Source organism: Methylomonas sp. MED-D (assembly GCF_050276835.1).
Taxonomy (GTDB): domain Bacteria; phylum Pseudomonadota; class Gammaproteobacteria; order Methylococcales; family Methylomonadaceae; genus Methylomonas; species Methylomonas koyamae_A.
The window spans coordinates 729,104-748,660 of record NZ_CP189965.1 but is presented as its reverse complement, the minus strand read 5'-3'; the positions used below and the strand labels follow the sequence as shown (position 1 = coordinate 748,660).

17 protein-coding genes are annotated in these 19,557 nt (G+C 50.4%); 5 read left to right on the top strand and 12 right to left on the bottom strand.

Going from position 1 to position 19,557, the window contains the following annotated elements; translation table 11 throughout:
* Positions 1-229: 229 nt before the first annotated feature.
* The 11 genes from ACQE3E_RS03275 to ACQE3E_RS03225 form a co-directional block, all read right to left on the bottom strand.
* Positions 230-1,324 carry a Gfo/Idh/MocA family protein gene (locus ACQE3E_RS03275; RefSeq protein WP_313729083.1) on the bottom strand — a complete coding sequence of 365 codons (1,095 nt, stop codon included), beginning with the start codon at positions 1,322-1,324 and terminating at the stop codon, positions 230-232.
* A gap of 14 nt (positions 1,325-1,338) precedes the next feature.
* A complete protein-coding gene (locus tag ACQE3E_RS03270) occupies positions 1,339-2,109 on the bottom strand; it encodes a WecB/TagA/CpsF family glycosyltransferase (RefSeq protein WP_313729084.1) in 771 nt (256 codons plus the stop codon).
* Positions 2,110-2,383: 274 nt separating this feature from the next.
* Positions 2,384-3,526: a glycosyltransferase family 4 protein gene (locus tag ACQE3E_RS03265; protein ID WP_313729085.1), complete on the bottom strand. Its 1,143-nt coding sequence runs from the start codon at positions 3,524-3,526 to the stop codon at positions 2,384-2,386.
* 15 nt (positions 3,527-3,541) lie between these two features.
* Entirely contained in the window at positions 3,542-4,159 is a 618-nt protein-coding gene (locus ACQE3E_RS03260; RefSeq protein ID WP_313729086.1) for a CatB-related O-acetyltransferase, read from the bottom strand.
* Between the two features lie 62 nt (positions 4,160-4,221).
* Positions 4,222-5,097 carry a glycosyltransferase family 2 protein gene (locus ACQE3E_RS03255; RefSeq protein ID WP_313729087.1) on the bottom strand — a complete coding sequence of 292 codons (876 nt, stop codon included), beginning with the start codon at positions 5,095-5,097 and terminating at the stop codon, positions 4,222-4,224.
* Positions 5,097-6,374 (bottom strand): O-antigen ligase family protein, encoded by a 1,278-nt coding sequence (locus ACQE3E_RS03250; protein WP_313729088.1) that lies wholly within the window; start codon positions 6,372-6,374, stop codon positions 5,097-5,099. The genes ACQE3E_RS03255 and ACQE3E_RS03250 overlap by 1 nt, the downstream gene beginning before the upstream one ends.
* Before the next feature lie 80 nt (positions 6,375-6,454).
* Positions 6,455-7,174 (bottom strand): class I SAM-dependent methyltransferase, encoded by a 720-nt coding sequence (locus ACQE3E_RS03245; protein WP_313729089.1) that lies wholly within the window; start codon positions 7,172-7,174, stop codon positions 6,455-6,457.
* A gap of 148 nt (positions 7,175-7,322) precedes the next feature.
* Positions 7,323-8,564 (bottom strand): glycosyltransferase, encoded by a 1,242-nt coding sequence (locus ACQE3E_RS03240; RefSeq protein WP_313729090.1) that lies wholly within the window; start codon positions 8,562-8,564, stop codon positions 7,323-7,325.
* Positions 8,554-9,153 (bottom strand): acyltransferase, encoded by a 600-nt coding sequence (locus ACQE3E_RS03235; protein ID WP_313729091.1) that lies wholly within the window; start codon positions 9,151-9,153, stop codon positions 8,554-8,556. Before ACQE3E_RS03235 ends, ACQE3E_RS03240 begins: the two co-directional genes overlap by 11 nt.
* 14 nt (positions 9,154-9,167) lie before the next feature.
* Complete coding sequence (locus ACQE3E_RS03230; RefSeq protein WP_313729092.1) at positions 9,168-10,259, bottom strand: glycosyltransferase family protein; 1,092 nt, start codon at positions 10,257-10,259, stop codon at positions 9,168-9,170.
* Positions 10,259-11,743, bottom strand: coding sequence for a lipopolysaccharide biosynthesis protein (locus ACQE3E_RS03225; protein WP_313729093.1), 1,485 nt, complete (start codon positions 11,741-11,743; stop codon positions 10,259-10,261). Before ACQE3E_RS03225 ends, ACQE3E_RS03230 begins: the two co-directional genes overlap by 1 nt.
* Positions 11,744-12,313: 570 nt before the next feature.
* Between ACQE3E_RS03225 and ACQE3E_RS03220 the strand changes: the two genes are divergently transcribed.
* Positions 12,314-13,129, top strand: a complete 816-nt coding sequence (locus ACQE3E_RS03220) for a VanZ family protein (protein WP_427501219.1) — start codon at positions 12,314-12,316, stop codon at positions 13,127-13,129.
* Here ACQE3E_RS03220 and ACQE3E_RS03215 read toward each other — a convergent pair.
* Complete coding sequence (locus ACQE3E_RS03215) at positions 13,126-14,502, bottom strand: undecaprenyl-phosphate glucose phosphotransferase (protein ID WP_254786686.1); 1,377 nt, start codon at positions 14,500-14,502, stop codon at positions 13,126-13,128. The genes ACQE3E_RS03220 and ACQE3E_RS03215 overlap by 4 nt on opposite strands.
* 981 nt (positions 14,503-15,483) lie before the next feature.
* Between ACQE3E_RS03215 and pyrF the strand changes: the two genes are divergently transcribed.
* From pyrF to ACQE3E_RS03195, 4 genes are all read left to right on the top strand, one after another.
* On the top strand, positions 15,484-16,209 hold the full coding sequence (pyrF, locus tag ACQE3E_RS03210; protein ID WP_427501218.1) for an orotidine-5'-phosphate decarboxylase: 726 nt from the start codon (positions 15,484-15,486) through the stop codon (positions 16,207-16,209).
* A gap of 163 nt (positions 16,210-16,372) precedes the next feature.
* Positions 16,373-16,918 (top strand): shikimate kinase, encoded by a 546-nt coding sequence (locus tag ACQE3E_RS03205; RefSeq protein ID WP_064024119.1) that lies wholly within the window; start codon positions 16,373-16,375, stop codon positions 16,916-16,918.
* Positions 16,899-17,981, top strand: a complete 1,083-nt coding sequence (aroB, locus tag ACQE3E_RS03200; RefSeq protein WP_427501217.1) for a 3-dehydroquinate synthase — start codon at positions 16,899-16,901, stop codon at positions 17,979-17,981. Before ACQE3E_RS03205 ends, aroB begins: the two co-directional genes overlap by 20 nt.
* Positions 17,971-19,548 carry an SPOR domain-containing protein gene (locus tag ACQE3E_RS03195; protein ID WP_427501216.1) on the top strand — a complete coding sequence of 526 codons (1,578 nt, stop codon included), beginning with the start codon at positions 17,971-17,973 and terminating at the stop codon, positions 19,546-19,548. Before aroB ends, ACQE3E_RS03195 begins: the two co-directional genes overlap by 11 nt.
* Positions 19,549-19,557: the final 9 nt, after the last annotated feature.

Sequence of the window (19,557 nt, the reverse complement as noted above, 5' to 3'; positions counted from 1 at the left end):
AAAACGAACCCACAGTTCGCTAACCTCTTTTCTACCCCAATACCGTTTAGTTAAGGCTTAACCATTCGTCCCGAGCAAAACCGAAGGGCGGGTGATTAAGTCGTTAATGGTTCAACTAGCTCACCACGAACGGCTAAGTTAACGCATACCGCCGTAATCGCGGCTAAAGCCGCTCCTACAACACCGTGCTCAGCCAGCCTGGGCGATAACGATCACAACCAGCCTATCGTCAATTGCTCAAGAACGAAAACAGCCCGCCTTTTTTAGGGGCGGTAACCGGCAAAGCTTCGTCGTTTTTCACCGACGGCCCCTTTTCGGCATCGGCAATCATCATCGCGATCACTTTGTCGGTTTCGGCCGCGCTGGCAAACGAGTTGACGTTTTCGGCACGTTTTTCGGCGATACATTTAACGAAGTAATCCAATTGCGCGGAGTATTCCTCGCCGCGCACATAAAACCAGACTTCTTCCGTCAACGCGGTGGTGTTGTTGACATTCCAGCCTTGTTGGTAACCGGCCGGTATCGTGGCGGTATCGCGCAAATAAACTTGCAACTCCTGGCGGTCCGCGATGATTCTACCCTTGGCCCCCCAAATGCTGAATTTAGTGCTCATTTTGCGGTAAGACTCGTCACTCCAGTTCACCGAGATTTGCGCATTCATACCGCCGGGGTAATACAAGGTACCGAAGACCTCGTCATCGGTCTCCTTAGAAAATACGCTGTTCAAGACACTGCCGCCAACGCCGAGCGGCATGCCGAGATACCAAGTCAGCAAATTCAGCGGGTGCGCCGCATAATCGTAAAGACAACCACCGCCGGCGGTACGCTGAGTTCGCCACGAACTGCCTTTGGGACGCATCACGACCGGGCCGTAAGCCTCGGCCAGAACGTGGGAGATATCGCCGATCAAGTTCATGTCCAGCAAACGCTTGACCTCTTGAAACACACCGACAAATCGGTAATGGTAGCCCACCTGATTGACCAAGCCTTTTTGCGCCGCGATACCGGCCAGTTCCTCGGATTCTTGCGGATTGAGACTGAACGGTTTTTCGCAAAATACATGCAAGCCTTTTTCCAATGCCTTGCGAACCATCGGGCCGTGCATGCTGGACGGCGTGGCAATCACCACCGCATCCAGTTCGGCATCCCGCAACATGACGTCGTAATCGCTGAACGTCGGCACCCCGGTATATTTATTCAACACGTCCAGGACGTAGCCAGTCGCGTCGCAGATCGCCGTTACCTGCACATCGGGATGTGCATTAATAATCGCCAGATGCGACAACCCCATTTTTCCCAAACCTACAACAGCTACACGAACCACCGCATTACTCCTTTTCAATTAACTTTTGCTCGCTGAAACCGCCGCATTAAACCAGCCGCGGCGGCCTCGGCGACGAATATAAACGACCACCAATAACGCTTAGCCCTTAACTTAGGCTGTATGATCAGCCTGAATACCCACTCCAATCCCAGCGCGCGTATCCATTCCGGCGCCCACGGCACCGCGCCGGAATGGTAATCGAAGGCCGCGCCAACCCCAACCATCCAGGGCGCGCGAACCCGGTGCAAATGCTTGGCGATCCAGGCTTCCTGCTTTACCAGACCTAAGCCGACCCAAACGATATCGGGCTTGGTCTCGTTGATCATGCGAACGACTTCCTCGTCCTCTTCGGCGGTCAGTTCCCGAAACGGCGGACAGTAGGTGCCGACCACCTGCATTTGCGGAAATTGTTCTTTCAATTTCTCCGCCATTAAATCCGCGACGCCTTCCTTGCCGCCGTAATAAAAATGCCGCCACCCTCTGGACTGACCGTATTCACTGCAATCCAATTGCAAGATCGGGCCATTATAACGGTTGATTTTCAAGCCCCAAAAATAACCGGCCGCGATGACGCCCACGCCGTCGCACAATGAAAAGTTAGCGTTTTGAACGAATTTTAAATGATCCGGGCGGCGCAAGGCGTGATACATCGATTCGGTATTGGTGATCGAGATGTATCGGCCGGTTTCGCCCGCTGAAATCGCCCTAGCCATTTCGGCCAAAACGTCTGCGTGGGGCCCGGTGTAAACGGGCATCCCCATCAACCTGTCTGTAAAGGTTGTCACGACAAAATCCTCTGAATAAATAATTGAGTAACCGCTAGCACGATTAACACGGTTTCTACTCTTATGTCCGATGACCCCAAAGAACAGCCACGAGGAAGAGTTTTTATCCCTATAAGACCGAACTTTCCCAATTCGGCATAAGGTCTGCCACAGAAAACTAGTTCTCGGCAATGTGCCTTATTATACGATTGCCAAACCCAGGACAATTGCCTTAAAAACAGTTTTCCGTTGGGCGCTCTCAGAAGCCAGCAAAACCCTATGGGCAAAACTTGCCCTATTTTTTACGCTCCATCGCCAAACACCGCTCCATGCCGTCAACGAAATGATCGATCATATTCGTCAACGTATAACGACGCGCGGCGGCCAACGCATTGGCGCGTATCCGCTGGTAGGCTTCGGAATCCCCAAGTAGTGTCACAATGGCGTCGGCGTAAGCATCCGAAGCGCCGTTAACGACCAATCCGTTCTCACCGTCCTTCAAATAAGCGATCTCGGGACTATGTCGCGCGTCGGACGTTGTTACCATCGGCAAACCGGCGCAAAACGCATCCAATACGTGCAAGCCAACCAGGCCGGGATTCAATATTACGTCGGCCAGGCGATAATAGGCCGCTTTTTCTACCCCTTTTCGAACGCCCCGCCAATGCAACCACGGGCGACTTTCCGCTGCCGCCTGAATATCCGCCGCGCTAGGCCCGTCGCCAATAATCACCACCTGAAAATCCGGAATCGACTCGCGAATCCGGTCGGCCGCGGCGACCAGATAGTCCAACCGCTTATCCGGATAAAGCGATCCGCAATACAATCCTACGCGACTGGTATCGCCGATACCCAACTCGGCACGAACTTCCCGCAATCTATCATCCGATATCGTCGCCAAATCGGCTTCGAATCGTTCGTTGTCAATCGCATTGTCCAACACGGTGATGCGTTCGGCAGGATAACCGTCCGCGATTAAAATATCCCTGGTCATATCAGTGTAAGCAAACCACCAATCGACGCTATCGACCATGTACTGCTTCCATCTTTCCCGCAAACCGCTCGGTTTCGTAGTCTGAAAGTTACGTCCATGCCCCCAATAGGCTAACTTCGTTTTATGAAACCCACGCAACAGCAACCAGGGATAATTGGACACCAAACGATTTTCCTGCATCACCACCACAAGTTCCGCATCGCGATGCTCCTCCGGATAGGGCTGCCAAAGAATATCCTTGCCCCCGATAGACACGTAACGATTAACGACGACGCTGGCCCAAGGCAAAGTGCCGACATCGCGTTTCTTTTCCTCGCGCTTGGTTGGCTGTCCGTGAACCAAATGCAAATCTATGCCTCGAGCGGCGCTGGCCGAACGCAAGCCTTCGAATAATCCCAAGCGATAATGCAACAACCGATGTTGCAAAATGACGACTTTTTTCATGTCCTATCCAATCGATTAATCAAGTATTGAATTTTTACCTGGTTCGATAACCCAATGCTCGTAACCTCTTTCCGACGAGACGAAACGTCCGGAAGTGATGGATGCTTCGTGCGTATCGATGGTTTCTTGGTCTTTGAAGCGCATACCCACCTTCTGGGCCGGATTACCTGCAACGATCTCATATGGCCCCACATCTTTCGTTACCACCGCCCCAGCCGCGACAATCGCACCGCGAGAAACCGTGACGCCGGACAGAATGATGGCACCATAGCCAATCCAAACATCGGCACCGATCACCACTTTGTCGTTTCGATAAGGATTCGGTGACGATTTGCTGTCTATCCACGGAGAAAACCGAACCGGAATACCAACGCATCGAAAGTCGTGGTCCCGCCGCCCCACCAACGCAACTCGATTCGCAATTAAAACGTAATCGCCAATATCCGCATTGGTTTCCACCAACACATCCTTACCAATATACACACCATTGCCGATGGTAATTTCATTCGGCGCCCAAAAACGACCGCGCGCGCCGATATGTAAGTCTCTTCCAACCCGAGTAATCGACGTTGAGCGCATTAATTTTAACTGTGTTTGTATGCGACGCCCAGCAGCTAATAAATTATTAAACATCTTTGTTTAGCCTGCGGAAATTTTATTTTCAAAAATAAATATAGTTAAACTCACGCCGCGCGCTAAGCAACTGATTGACCGCGTATAAAGTACCTAAAGTAGCCAACCAACACCCTAGCCAAATCAATTACAATATAAAATGGAAAAATATACCTAGGGCAATTATTCCAACCATACCACCACCGCGCGCGTAAATTCGCTGGCGACTTAATATTGGACAAAAAATTTACTAATTTCTTAAAAGAAAATTGATCTCGCACCGCTGTCATACCCGTAGCATCGACATACGAAAATACTTTGCAGCTTTGAAAGACATATGCCGGGTAGCCTGCTCTCCGAGCTTTATGCCCAAAGTCATAATCGGCGGCATAATGCGGCAAATGAACCTCGTCATATAAACCGACTTGGCGAAACACCTGTACCGGAATCAAAGTCCCTCTTCCGGAAACCAGACTAACCAGCATCGCGTTTTCATCACTCGGACAATGGTCTTGAGCGAAATATACCGCCCGGTCTTTAGCTCCCCACCAACTCTGCCGAAATCCTTCTCTAACTCTTTTACCGGTAGCTATGTCGTGAACCACTGACGTCAACAACGCATGCGGATATTTAACTGCTTGAGCGGCCATTTCAGCTAAATAATCCTCCGGCAACTCTGTATCGTTATTTAACGTCAACACAAAGTCATCAGGCTCGGCATGCTGTAACACATATTCAACACAGATATTTATGGCACCGGTCCACCATAAGCTACTATCTGCCTTCAACACCACGATATCTGGAAAAGCCTGCCCAATCTTTTCTGTCGTACCATCGGTAGAGCCATGGTCGCAAATAACAACATTAAAACTTTGAAAACTTTGCTTTTTAATAGTAGAAAGGCATTTTAATGTAAATTCAACGCGATTAAACACAGGAACACAAATCCAAATCTTCATCACTCGATTCCGGTAGCTTTATATTTATTAAAAAACCAGAAAACACAACCACATAAAAACCAAAGAGCGTAACCGACCGTTGTCATTGTTGTATTCATTAATGAGAAGATCAAAAAATACAATATACTAGAAAAAAGATAACTACCGTGCAATTTAAACTCGTCGGTTTTGGCGAGCACATATGCGGCCGTCATTGATCTTCCAATAACCAAAAACAACAAAGCCGAGCCCAAAAAACCTCCGCCCATCAAAAACAAATAGATAAAATTATGGGGATGATAAATATTAAAATCCCTCGGACTGAACTCCGCACGTTTAATTATTTCCTTTAGCTCCCGATACTCTAAGCCGGTAAAAGGACGTTTATCAACCTCTTCTATGACGGTTGTAATAACCGCAGCCCTAACCATGGTAGTTTTTGTAGGCTCGAATGTTTGTTCAACACGGCTTATTAGCTTATCTAACATATTTATGTTCGCAAAACTCTGCATCGCAGTCAAAGCCGCCAGCATAAGCACACCAGACAACCCTATCAATACAAGGTTTTTTATTTTATTTCCTTTAAAAAAGGAAAGCGCCGAAAAAGCGAGCGCTATTGAAATAAAAGCAGAACGATGACCTAACATTAAAATACCCGAAAGCGGTAAAAATGTAAGATATTTTTTATACTCCCAGCAAAAAAGAGCAATTGCACCTAAACCTAAAAGTACATTACCATCACCAAACCCGAGCCTCAGAGTATCCTGCCCCCTCAAGGCCGTCATTGTATCTTTAGAGCCATACAAAAACGGCTGATACAAAGGAAAACATATTGACAACACAATAACAACAACAGTTAATCGTTTAAACTGACTGCCAATACTATAAATAGCCAATGGCAGAAAAAAATAAACCTGCTGAGTATCTGACATGAACATTCGAACCAAGCTATCCAACGGAACATTACTCAAAAACCCGTTGACTAACTTACCCATGTAAAACAGAAAATATAAAACTATCAAAAATATAACAACATTCGCTTCTGCTGAGTCCCGATATACCGCAGTTTTTAAGAAAAACTTCTTTACAAAAAAGATCATCATAAAAACTACCGATACGGCATACAACAAATCAAGTGGAAGAATATTAACACTTCCCAGTGTAAACTTCAGGCTGCCGACAAACTCTCGACTGGCAAGTCCGTTAATGAACAAATATAGCAGCGCCAAATAGGGGATCGCCGTAGGCATAAGAAATAAAAAAACGGCGACAACAAAAAAAATAGCAATCTCGATCATATTAATATCTTATCAACACTGAAAAATATTGTGTTCCATAAAAACCTTACTCGATTCGAACTCAACTCTTCATCAGTGGATTAAACATTAAAAAGACCAACCGACTTTCTAAAAACAGCAAAGCTCCCTCTCAGTCTATACACTGAAATAGAGATATTGAATTTTTTGCACCATTTATAGGCAACCTTTCTCTCTCCTGATCGATCTATATCATCGAGATAAACCGAAGCATTTTCGGATAACTTGCTGTAAAAATAAGGCAGCGCGGGCTCTCTTGCCATTTCAATTTCCTTTCTGTAGGCGGGAGGGCCATCGATCAACAGTAATTCAATATCCGTAACAGCCTTCATGAACTCATTCTCAGCATACCATGAACTCCCAGTTGTATTCGCGCTGGAAATCAGAGGGCAATGCATTATCTCAAATAAATCATCCGGAATTTCGTTAGCCTTAAGTATAGCGGTTAATATCTTAACCCATTCATCATCGTGCTCTATACAAACTATTTTGCGGCTCACTCCATCGGATCGCATTTGACTCAAGAGGCGACAAATATATATTGTAGACAATCCACCGCCCAACTCGACAATTTTGGTTCGCCTATTTACCGCTATATCATTCAAAATCATTTGGAGCGCACCAGGCCTCATAGCAGACCCTGTCCAAGGCACATATCTTCCGTTCAATGGACTTAAAAGCTGAAACCACTTGATGTCCTCTAGCAGCTCCACCCGCCTAAGCATTAACCTAATCCATTTGTTATTGGTTAACACCAGCATAAACAATGTTTTCCAGCTCATAAGTCCTCCGACAATAAAGAATTAGCAAATCTACCCAAGCATCACATTACCACCTGCTTTTTTTAAACCCACCTCGCAATGAGCGAGCAATCTATTAATTATAATTTAATAAAACAGAAACAATCCGCGTTACGCAATACTTTCAAACTCAATAATCATAATTCAAAAAACTATATAAATCTATCGTTCGGCTAGCGTTAACATTCGAATTGTAGGTATTAAAAGCATTCTCGAACATAGAATCGATTTTCTCCTGATTATTCGTCGTTAACGCTAAATCCAGTTTATTCGACCAATCGAGAATATCACCGGACTTCGCCAACAACCCGGCCTTCCCATTCAAAACCATCTCACGAGTGCCGTCGATGTCGCTGGTAATCACTAGTTTTCGCATCGCGCCCGCCTCCAATATGGGTCTGGCAAAATGCGGCTCGGTGAAAGGAGCCGCGACGATATCGACTTCAGCAATATAATCTGCAATATCGAAAATCACGCCCGGAAAAAACACCCGACTTTGTAAACCGTGTTGCTCTATCACCCATTGCAATTCAGAACGCAAATTCTTTTTGCCAACCAGCTTACTCAGTAGCTTTTTGACTGGGTTGCTGTCCGCGTGTTTAGCACCCTCACCAAAAAACACCAATACCGCATCGCGATGCCTATCGGCGACTGCCGCGAACGCTTTCAATAAGGTCAACGCACCTTTCGCCGGCGTGTGCCAACCCAGTATTGCAATGACTTTGGCGGATTCCGAAAGCCCAAGCTTTTGCCTTAAGAACACTGGCCGGGCCTTGCGGTAATCGAACTTATCGAAATTCACGAAATTGGGAATCACGACGCCGCGCTTGCTCGGGCCTATCCGCTTTAACTCGGACTCACATAACCCAATCGTTACATCGGCACAATAAGAGATGATATTCCGCAACACTGAATAGCGTAAGCGGAAATTGCCATATTCCAAAAAGTCCCGCAGGTGCCAAACCAAGGGTATATTCATCGACTTAACCGCCAAGCCTTCTGAAATCAATACCGTGGAGTTCAAATGCACGATATTCGGCTTCTCTGCGGCAATGATTTGCTTCATTGCCAAATAGCCTGGGAGCAATTTTAGATAGTGCCGCGTATAAGTTTTTAAATCGTAATAAAACTTTGCGCCGAATGGATTCAGCGACTGATTTTCGATGGTGCAATGGGGCAGCTTTCCAAGCCGCTTATCTACGACACAACGAATGCCGGCCTTTCGGTAGAATTCCACAGCCGGACCCTCGGTAATAAAGTAAACAACGATGTCGTATTGCTTTCTGACATACTCCAACAAATAGAACAGACTCATCGGAGCCCCACCATTCGCTCCGGAATGCTGGACGTAGAGAATTTTTTTAATCGACATTGCCGACTTCCTTAGCCGGGTTTCCGGCATAAATTTTTGACTGCGCAATATCTCGCACAACTACGGCGCCAGCTCCTACAATACTATTCGCAGCAATAGATACACCTTTTACGATAATTGAATTGGCTCCGATAAATACGTCATCGGATATTTCAACAGGTTTTACGGCGATTTTGACCGGGTCTTTGCAATATCTGCGATTATCCGAAGCCTTTGCATGAAAATCGGTATCGAATATCGACACATTTGCACCTAATAACGCTCTCTTACCGATACTGACGTACTTGGCGGCGCAAATACTCGTACCGCTAAGCCCACAGTCGTCCCCTATCATCAACACTGCCCCCGGCTGCAAAGTTCTAAGAATAACAGGATGATTGACGCCAAGTGCGGTAAATCTTGAGTCGGAGCAAAAAACAACTCTATCGCCGATTATTATTTTCGAATCTTTAGCGATGGAGAATATCGGCATGCCATAGAATTTGCATCCCCTACCCAAAACCACGCCATGCACTCTAGCCAACATTCTGGCCGATATTTGCCAATACCAATATCGAAGCTTTCCGGCGACTTTAAAGAGAATATTCATTTAAATTTTGAAACTTATTGGGCGATAAAATTTTTTATTTCTTCAGGAAATGCAGAATTATAATGTTTATGCGTCCAAATCCCTTCCAACGTAGATAATAAAATTTCCATTCTGCTTCGTTGGGTGTGATGATGCCTAACATAGTCAGCTGCGTTTAAGGCCATCTCCAGTCTTTGCTGTTCAGGCATACTGAGCAACCATTTAACCTTATCGACGGCTTGATTGGGCGTTTTGAAATAATGGCAATGTACCCCGTCCTTCAAGATTTCATCAAATTTCGGCGAATAACCGGAAACGTAAGGGATACCCATTGCGATGGTGTTGAACGGACGATTGGAGTCGTAATATTCGATGTCGCTAAATTGCGGAATACCGATTGCGACTTTGGATGCGTTATATGCATCGACCTGTTTAAAAAAGTCGATAGGCCCTCTGGCACACTGGAACTTGTCCCAGCCTTTTCCATAGAGCGCAAATTTATCTCCGAACTCTTCTTGTAGCGCGGCAATTAACTTGGACCGTTCTTTAGCTCCGGGCGCGGATGCGAAGGGCCGGCGAGATTTCCATTGATTGGCGATCATCACTAAGTCGTTCTGATAATCCCTTTCGGTTTTTATAGGCTCGCCAAATGATACCTCGTCGTATCCGTGCGGCAATAAATAAACATGCCTCGCGCCATGTCTTTTCAAATATTCCGCTACGCGCCCCAGTCCTGAGTTGAAACAAACATCGGTGTACTTAATTAAAGACAATAGACACTTAGGATAGGGCACGACCCAAAAATTGCCGAACGGATCGCCGTTTTCGTTACAGATCGCCGGCTTGGTCGGTAAATCCCTGATCCTTGCCATGATTTGCTCGTTTAAATGTCCGGTCCAGAGTCCATGCCAATAAATTGCATCCGCACTGAAATCTTTTGCAATTTCGTAGACCTTTTCCGCCATGGCATCCCAACCGTGTTCACGTCCGAAAATTCGATACGAAAAGATTTCCAGCGCTTCCAAGCGGCCTTCGGAAAGCATGTCGGCGAAAATTTTTCGTCTAGCTCGTTGATCGCCCTCGGCTGTTTCGACCGGCAGATACAGCAGCCTGAGTTTTTTCATCATCAATATCCTTTCTTTAATATTAAGTTTGCCATTCGTGCCGTTTTACTTGCCGCGGATCGACCGGCTAAAAACTCTCGAATGATTGCTCTAAAATACCGCGCCGGGCCGAAAACAATAAAAGTCATTAAGCCGATACCACCCAACGCGGCCTCGGCCGGCAATAAGCGAAAAGCCCCAATCCAAGCGAATTTGTTTTCCAACAAGTAAATCAGCGCCGCAACCCATGCTCCGCAGGCCAACTGAGACCCCAGAATTTGAAGATGCGTGACGACTTTAATTTTTAGTTTGTATCCCAGAATCAGGATATATGCGGTAAAGCGCAGCCAGTAATAGCCTGTCAAGACCCACAGTATCATCTGTAATTGATGATTTACCGCGTAATACAACATCGCTGGTATCGACAAGATCAGCAAATAGATTTGCAGCCGAATTTGCATGGACAGCACGCCCAATGCGCTGCATGCGGTAGCCGCCACGCTGGCCAGCATTTCTATCGGTACGAATAGAGCCGACATGCAAACGAACGGGACCGCCGACTGCCAATTCGCCCCCAATAAAACGTCGACTAATTGCGGTGCGGCGGCATACATGCCTGCGCCGACCGGAATCAGGAAGAAGCCGGTCATCGTCAGGCTTTTCAAGTAAAGTTGCGCAAATAAGTCTGGTTGTTGCTGATAGCGGGAATAGGCCGGCAACAATACGCGGGTAATCGAAACCAAAAGATTGTATGCCGGCAGGGATATAATATTACGGCTTCGGTTCCACAAGCCCAGTTCCGCCGATTCAAAGAACTTGCCGACCAGAATGTGGTCGATATTCGAGCCGACAAACGTCATAAAGCTGGCTACCGAATACCCTCCACCAAAGGTTAATATATGTTTGTACGCGGACATTCTTAAGTTAATGCGTAACGTGTGTTTGGTCTTAAAGTAGCAGGCGATCAGCAAAATCAGCGATTGGCTTAGGTTCGCAATCGCCAAGCTGTACACCCCATAACCTAAATAAGCTAATACGATACCAATGAGTCCGTTGGAGATTAAATAGTTTACGGTCTCCAGTATCGATAAATATTTGAATTGCATTCGCCGCTTGATCAGTCCAGTGGATGTCGCGGCGGCACCGATCAGTACAAAATTAAAGGCCATCAACTGGATGACAGGCACCAGCTTAGGCGATTCGAAAAAAACCGACAGCGGCTCTGCCAGCCAAACGGTAACCGCACAGAACACGACGCCGGTCACGAGCGAAAACCAAAACGAAGACTGAATATCCGCGTCGTCAATTTCGTCTTTTTGCTGAATGGCGGCAGACAATCCAAAGTCCGAAAAATATCCGCCGAATTTAACGGCAACTAAGGCTAGCGCCATTAACCCGAATTCTTCCGGCGTCAACAATCTGGCCATGACGCCCAGCACGGCCAACTGGGAAACGCCTTTGATTACCACTCCAAGATAATTCCATTTAACGCTATTTAATATGCTCATTTAATTCGTTGAAAATCAAAAACTCAAATCGCTTGCCGACTCGCCTTGTTTCAAACCGGTTTTACTCCGGCCGCTATACGTCGTTCGACTGCGATTTATATTTTCTTGCCATCTTCGCATCACGGATTGAATTGACCTCTTCCTGTTAGAATTTCCAGCGGCTTTAAATAATCGTCCGCTCGCTTTCCAACCTAAATCGCTGTTCGACTACGAATGACATCAACCGACCATCACCCCATATATCAGACTCGCTTATTGCCTAAAGTCCTCTGCGCCGTTCTGCTCGGACTGGCGACTATTGGTTATTTCAATCGGTATCCGCAAGTTTTGAGCGCCGGCCCGGAACTTCTGGCAAACCCGAATTTCCTTGACGGGCTATCCCATTGGTCGTGGTCCCGTGACGGTGTTCTAGCCTTTAAACAGGCGGATGAAGCCACTCGCTCACCAACCGATGCTTCGGTTTCGGCCGTCAGCAATACACCCCGTAGCGGCATTGCTCTAAGCAGCGATATGGGCGACAAAATTATCTCAATCAATCAGTCGCTTCCACCTTCCGCGCCCGGAACATTATTGCAACTTTCCGCAACCCTCAAAGTGGAAAACGTCGTCAAGGGACCGCTCGACTGGGAAATCGCGCGTATCGTACTCGTGGCTTATGACCATTCCGGGAAACCGCGCTACGACCGTCCACATGTGCTGGCATCGCTATTCGGCACTTCCGATTGGACCCAACATCAACGGGTATTTCAAGTCAGCCCGGATACCACTAGTCTGCAAGTCAGCGCCCAATTGGTGCATAGTCGAGGGCGCTTTCTGGTTACAGGACTCAATTTGCACGCTGTACAGTTAAATCCTGAATTCGCCCGCTACCGTTCTGTACTCTTCGCGGCCTGGCTGGCCCTCGGTTTTTGGATTGGCTGGCCCTTTGTTATGAATCGTTTAAACACCCCGTCGAATCGCTTGGTGTTGCTGGCAACTTTCGGCATTCTGGCCGGGGTTTTGATGCCTGAATCGCTGAAGGAAATTCTCGGCGAAACCCTATGGCCGGCCGCCGCTTTGGCACCACACGGCGATCACGCCGAATTTGTACAAACGTTTAATTTGGATTTTTCGATTCCGATCATCGATATTTACAAACTGGGCCATTTTACGATGTTTGCGTTACTCGCCTGGGCCATAGGCGCCGGCAACCGGTTTCGGCCGATTTCCGCCAGCCGGTTTTTCTTGATGAGCCTGTTCGCAACCAGCAGCGAGATCTTACAGCTCTTTATCCCGAGCAGAGGACCGCAACTGGGCGACATCTTTATCGACTGCATTGGTATCGTTTTCGGTTTAGCGACATCCGCGTTGTGCGGTTTGCTGTTCTACCGGCGGGCAAACAATTAATACGCCTGCTCCCCGACAAAGCCCTTGAAGACGGTCATGAATACGATCTTGATGTCCAGCCACAGCGACCATTGGCGGATGTATTCCAGATCGTAGTGAATGCGGGCCTGCATTTTGTCGATGGTTTCGGTTTCGCCCCGGCAGCCGCTGATTTGCGCCAAGCCGGTGATGCCGGGTTTCATTTTGTGGCGCAGCATGTAACCCTGGATTTGCTTGCGATAGTATTCGTTATGGGCAATCGCGTGCGGACGCGGGCCGACCACGGACATTGTACCGCGCAGAACGTTAAGAAATTGCGGCAATTCGTCCAGCGATGTCCGCCGTAAAAACGCGCCCAGCGGCGTGACCCGGCTGTCGTTGGCGGTGGCTTGCTTGACGGTGTCGCCGTTTTCGCAGACCGACATCGAGCGGAATTTCCAGACTTCGATCGGCTCGCCCTTTACGCCGTAACGCAATTGTTTGAAGATGACGGGACCAGGCGAAGTGACCTTGACCGCGAGCGCAATCAGAAGCATCGGAATCGCGATCAGCGGCAAAATCAGCGCGCACAACACCAAGTCTTCCAGACGTTTGGCCATACCGTCCAACACCGAATTGAGCGGGGTGTCGAACACGCTGACTACCGGGATACCCTTGACGCTGCTGAGTTTGGATTGCATCAGGTTGAAGGTGAAAAAATCGGGAACGATATTCACCGACACCGTACTGTCGGCCAGTTCGCGAATCAACTGATTGATCCGTACTTCGGCGCGGAGCGGCAGGGTAATGTAGATATGGTCGATCTCGCCACGCTGACTGCGCTTTAACAATTCCTTGAAATCGCCGGTAATGTCGTCTTCTATCAACTCGCCTTGCTCGCGGCGTTGCGGGTTTTCGACGCGATCGTCAAAGTAGCCGGCAAAATGGTAGCCCAACCAAGGCATTTCGGTCAGCGCGATATTCAAGCGCTTGCCGAGTGGATTGGCACCCAATATCGCGTAATAACGGACATTCAAGCCGTGCAAACGCAGAAACGACAATGTCGCTCGCCGCAGCGTGTGCACCAATATAATGCCCAACGGCACCAGCGGAAACCACAACTCGAGCACTTGCTTGGAGAATTCGAAATCCGGCTCCAGCAAGTACACGCCGCTGGACACCACCGCAAACGAGCCTATCCACGACAGTAAAATCCGCAATGCATCGTCGAACATCGGGTCGCCGCGCCAACCGTGATAGATCTCTTGATGTTCGGCGAAGATACCGAACAACACCGTACAAGCGATGAAGAGGATCAAATACTCGCGCGTGAAAGGGATTTGATAGAGCTCCAGCGACGCAAACATCGACACAAAAATGATCCCGGTATCGATGGCGCGTTTAACCCCTTGCATTTCAGGCCGCAAGGGACGGATAAATCCTTTTGAGCGAAGTTGGTTCATATCCAGAAGTTATAGACTATTCGTTGAACATCCGATTGATCCGCGCTGATCCAATAATTTATCAGCACTTTATTTCAGCCCCATGAATCTAGGCTCCCTACCCGACTATCGATTCGGCCTTTCGGTGTTTTAAGTCGTTGCAAACACTGATAGGCCGCTTCTATAAGCCAGCCGTTCGATGCGGCGACTGGATTCAAACGTAACTGCCAGCAAAATGCACACCAGTTATCCCTGCTAGCCGGGAAGCCCCCGACGATTGCCATACCTCTAAACGCTGGTTCCACTCGTGGCCCACCGCAGCAATGTCAAGCGTGACCGAACACACCATCCCGAGTGCGCCTTAAGGATACACCGATAAGCCAATCTTCATCAGGCACAACACGCGCTAAGTGCCCAGTGTCGAGTTTTTTGCCGACCATCACATAGCGTTGCAACCGCACCATCTTGGTTCATCATCACGCCGACAAAGTCGCAAAACGCCTTTCGGCGATACCTTTAGCCTGCTAATCAATGCTTTACGACTCCCCGCCCCGAATGCGAGCATTCCCGCAGCCGTAAACAAACGGCCGATTTATACGCGAATGGCATTCCGATCTGTCGTTTTTAATGACATCCTAATGTTTTCGTCATCGGTTACTCCACTTTTCCAAGTTAATAATGATGCAAAAATCCATTCCGTGAAAGTTTTTCCAGGAAAAGTTCCGTCGCTTGTTCACGTCACGCTCGGAAAACGGTCACGAATTCGGCCTACACCGACTTGGATAAATCGCAGGAAAGCCTCGCGCGGCTTAGTCATTTTGTTCCGCCCTTCCCGCGCGGACAGGGTGTTTGCGTGTTTATCCCCGCCCAGGCCTTTGACGGGCCAGCAAATGCTCCCAATTTAAATCCGGCTTGCGGTTAAAATCTCGCCGTTAACGTTAATTCGGACTTCTCATGTCAAATACCTTTATCTCTCAAAAACCTATTCCTCCTCGCGAACGCCTGATCATGGCGCTGGACGTCGCCAGCATCGCCGAAGCCCAAGCCCTGGTCGAGGAACTGGGCGATTCCGTGGTGTTTTATAAAGTCGGTATGGAACTGTTTATGTCCGGCGACTATTTCGGCTTTATCGAATGGTTGAAGGCGCGCGACAAAAAAGTCTTCGTGGACCTAAAGTTTTTCGACATACCCGCCACCGTCGGGCGAGCGATCAAAGCCCTGAGTAGCAAGGGCGTGGATCTTGCTACGATACACGGCAACGATTCCATCATGGAAGCCGCGACCGAAGCCAAGGGCAATCTGAAGGTCTTGGCGGTGACGGCTTTGACTAGTCTGGACCGGGGCGATTTGGACGACTTGGGCTTTCAATGCGACGTGCGCGAACTGGTGCTGTCGCGCGCCAAACGGGCACTGCAAATTGGTTGCGACGGTATCGTGTCGTCGGGCATGGAAGCGGAATTGATTCGCGCCCAGTTGGGCGACAAGTTATTGGTGATTACGCCGGGCATACGACCGGTCGACAACCGGGAAGATGACGACCAGAAACGGGCGGTCAGCGTAGAACAGGCCATCCAAAGCGGCGCCGATTATTTGGTGGTGGGCCGGCCGATCCGCGACGCGGCGGACCGCAAAACCATGGCGGAAAAAATCCAGCGGCAAATAGCGGCTCAGTTTGAATAAGCAGAGAGGCAAACCGAGGTTTGCACTCCGGTAGGGTCTGTTCGAGTCGCTGTGCGGAGTGCAAATCTCGATTTGCCGTGTTCGCGGGTTGGCTGGCGTTTCGTTCGACGGCAAAAGACGGCATAATGGCCGGATTTTTTGATAGCCGCTTCCCATCCGCGCCATGAAACCAGCTCCCAATATCTATCTGATCGGCCTGATGGGTGTCGGTAAAACCACGATAGGCAAGCAGGTCGCGAAAGCGATGCAATGGCCGTTTTACGACAGCGACAAGGTCATAGAAGAAACCACCGGCACCGACATCCCGACCATCTTTGCCTACGAAGGCGAGGAAGGCTTTCGCAACCGGGAGCAGGCGATGATTCGCCAATTGACCGGACTGGACGGCATCGTGATGGCAACCGGCGGCGGCTCGATACTGCGGCCGGAAAACCGCGAGGCCCTGAAAACCCGCGGCTTTGTCGTCTATTTGCATTGTTCGATCGACAAAATCCTGCACCGCACCAAACACGATACTCAGCGGCCGCTGCTGCGCACCGAGAATCCACGCCAGCGCTTGCAGGAACTGTTTGCCATCCGCGACCCTCTGTACCGGGAATGCGCGGACTTTAGAATCGATTCCGGCATGTTGCCGGGCAAGACCGTCGTCAAAACCATTTTGCAGCAATATCAAGCCGCCCTGGAGAACCATGAAAGAGCTGCGAGTTGAACTCGACAAGCAACGAAGCTATCCGATTTATATCGGCGCCGGCCTGCTCGGCCAAGCCGAGCTGCTGACCCGGCACATCCGTTCCAAGCAGGTCGCGATCGTCAGCAACGACAAGGTAGCGCCTTTGTATCTGCCCAAGTTGCTAGCCGCGCTCGGCGATTACCAAACCGAAACGGTCATCTTGCCCGACGGCGAACAGTACAAAACCCTGCAATATCTGGAAAAGATTTTCGACGGGCTGCTGGCCAACAAATTCAGCCGCAATGCCACGCTAATCGCGCTGGGCGGCGGCGTCATCGGCGACATGGGCGGTTTCGCGGCGGCCTGCTACCAGCGCGGCATCGCCTTCATCCAGATTCCGACCACCTTGCTGGCGCAAGTCGATTCATCGGTCGGCGGCAAGACCGGCGTCAACCATCCGCTCGGCAAGAACATGATAGGCGCGTTCTATCAGCCGCAATGCGTGATCGCCGACGCCGACGTGCTCGATACCCTGGACGATCGCCAATTGTCGGCCGGCTTGGCCGAAGTGATCAAATACGGCTTGATCCGCGATCCGGAGTTTCTGGACTGGCTGGAAGCCAACATGCCGAAGTTGCTGGCCCGTGACAAAGCGGCCTTGGCTTATGCGATCGAACGCTCCTGCGCCAATAAGGCGGCGGTAGTCGGCGAAGACGAATTCGAAAACGGCGTACGGGCCACCTTGAACCTGGGCCACACCTTCGGCCACGCCATCGAAACCGGTTGCGGTTACGGCCAATATCTACACGGCGAGGCGGTGGCGATAGGCACCGGCTTCGCGGCCGATCTTTCGCGCCGGCTGGGTTATCTGAGCGATGCCGATGTCGCGCGCGTACTGGCGATTTTGCACGCCGCCGGCCTGCCGACCCGGCCGCCGACCGAGATGAGCTCCGAGCAATATCTGGACTTGATGGCGGTGGACAAGAAAAACGTCGACGGCAAGATTCGGGTGATTTTGTTGGAAGCGCTCGGCAAGGCCTTGTTGCCGATCAGCGTGGAGAGAGCGCCGTTGCAGGCAACCTTGAACGCTTATGCCGGATAACGAAAATCTGACTTACAGCTACCAAAAGCGCACGCTGGATCATAGGCCCGAGCGCAGCCTATTGACGCCGGAGCGCGCCCAAAAGCTGGACTTGTTGGTGCATTTACTGAGCAATCTGCAGCAAGCCCTGGTCGTCTGCGGCCCGCCGGGCATCGGCAAGACCACGCTGCTGGAAGCCTTGCAACAAAGCCAGCGCGAACAATGGCAAATCTCGCTGTTAAAAGCGACACCGGCGTCGAGCTTCGAGACTATCGTCCACGAATTGTTGCGCAGCCTGAATATCCCTAATCTTGCCGCCAGTTTCGATTTGACTCGACTGCGCGAACTTTGCGGCAAGCAGGCGGTGGTGCTGTTGATCGACGATGCCGGCCATCTGATGCCGGGGCTGATCACGATGTTGATCGAATTCGCCGATTCGCTACCGGGCCTGCATCTGGTATTCGCACTGAGCCACGACCAATTCAGCATCAAGGCCGGTACCGACCGGCGCATCGAAGACGCCCACGTCATCGAACTGCCGCCGCTCAAGCAGCGCCATTATCGGGATTTTCTGCAAAACCTGTCGGCCCAACCGGGTTCCGCCATTTCGTTCAACGCGGTCACCGACCCGTTGATCGAAGCGCTGTACCTGGAAACCCACGGCATTCCCGGCCGGATACTCGAAGAACTGCCGAAACTGGCCGAGCAACAAGGCCGAACCGGCGCGCGCTGGGGATTATGGCTGGGAGTCATCGCGGTGATCGCCGGCACCGGGGGTGCAATGGTTTGGTTGTGGCCGAACAATGACGAGAAAACCCTCGTCGCCGCGCCGTCCCTCGGCAAGCCGACGAGCCAAGTGCTACCGGCCGAGCCGGTGAATCCATCCGCTCAGGCCCCGGCTGAAACGCCGGCACCGGCATCCAAGCCGCTTGACGGACCGGCGCCGACCGCGCAGGTTGACGAACGTCCCGCCGACGCGGCAAAACCGGTGCCGCCGCCAGCGCCGCAATCCACTCTGTCAGTTCCAACTCCGCCGCAAACGACTAAAGCCGCGCCGGCCGAAAACGAACCAAACGCCGTGCAAACCGCGTCGGCACCCGTCGCAGCGCAGCCCGCGCCAGTGGCTGCTCCCAGCCTTCCGGCGCCGATTGCGGCAACCACTGCGGCGACTCCGCCCGTTGCGCCGCCGACACCGGCCGTGACGCCGACGGTTCCGAGCAAAACCGAATCCGCGACGCCGCCGGTCGTCGCCGGCAAGCCGCCCGAAAAGCCGGCGAAACCGACCAAGCCGTCGGATCAGGGCGATAGCGACTGGATTGCCGCTCAACCGGGCACTCATTACACGCTGCAAGTCATGACGCTGTCGAATAAAGCCGGCCTGCCGCGCTTTTTCAAAAAATACGCGGAATACAGCGAGAGTCTGAAGTACTACACGATTCGCCAGGGCGATCAGGAAAAGTTCGTGCTGATTTACGGTTCGTTCGCCAGCCCGGCGGAAGCCAATCAGTTTAAAACGCTGATGCCCGGCGAATTTCAAACCGCCCAGCCGATCCGGTTCAAGGCCATTCAAAAAGACGGCAAACGCTGATCACTCACC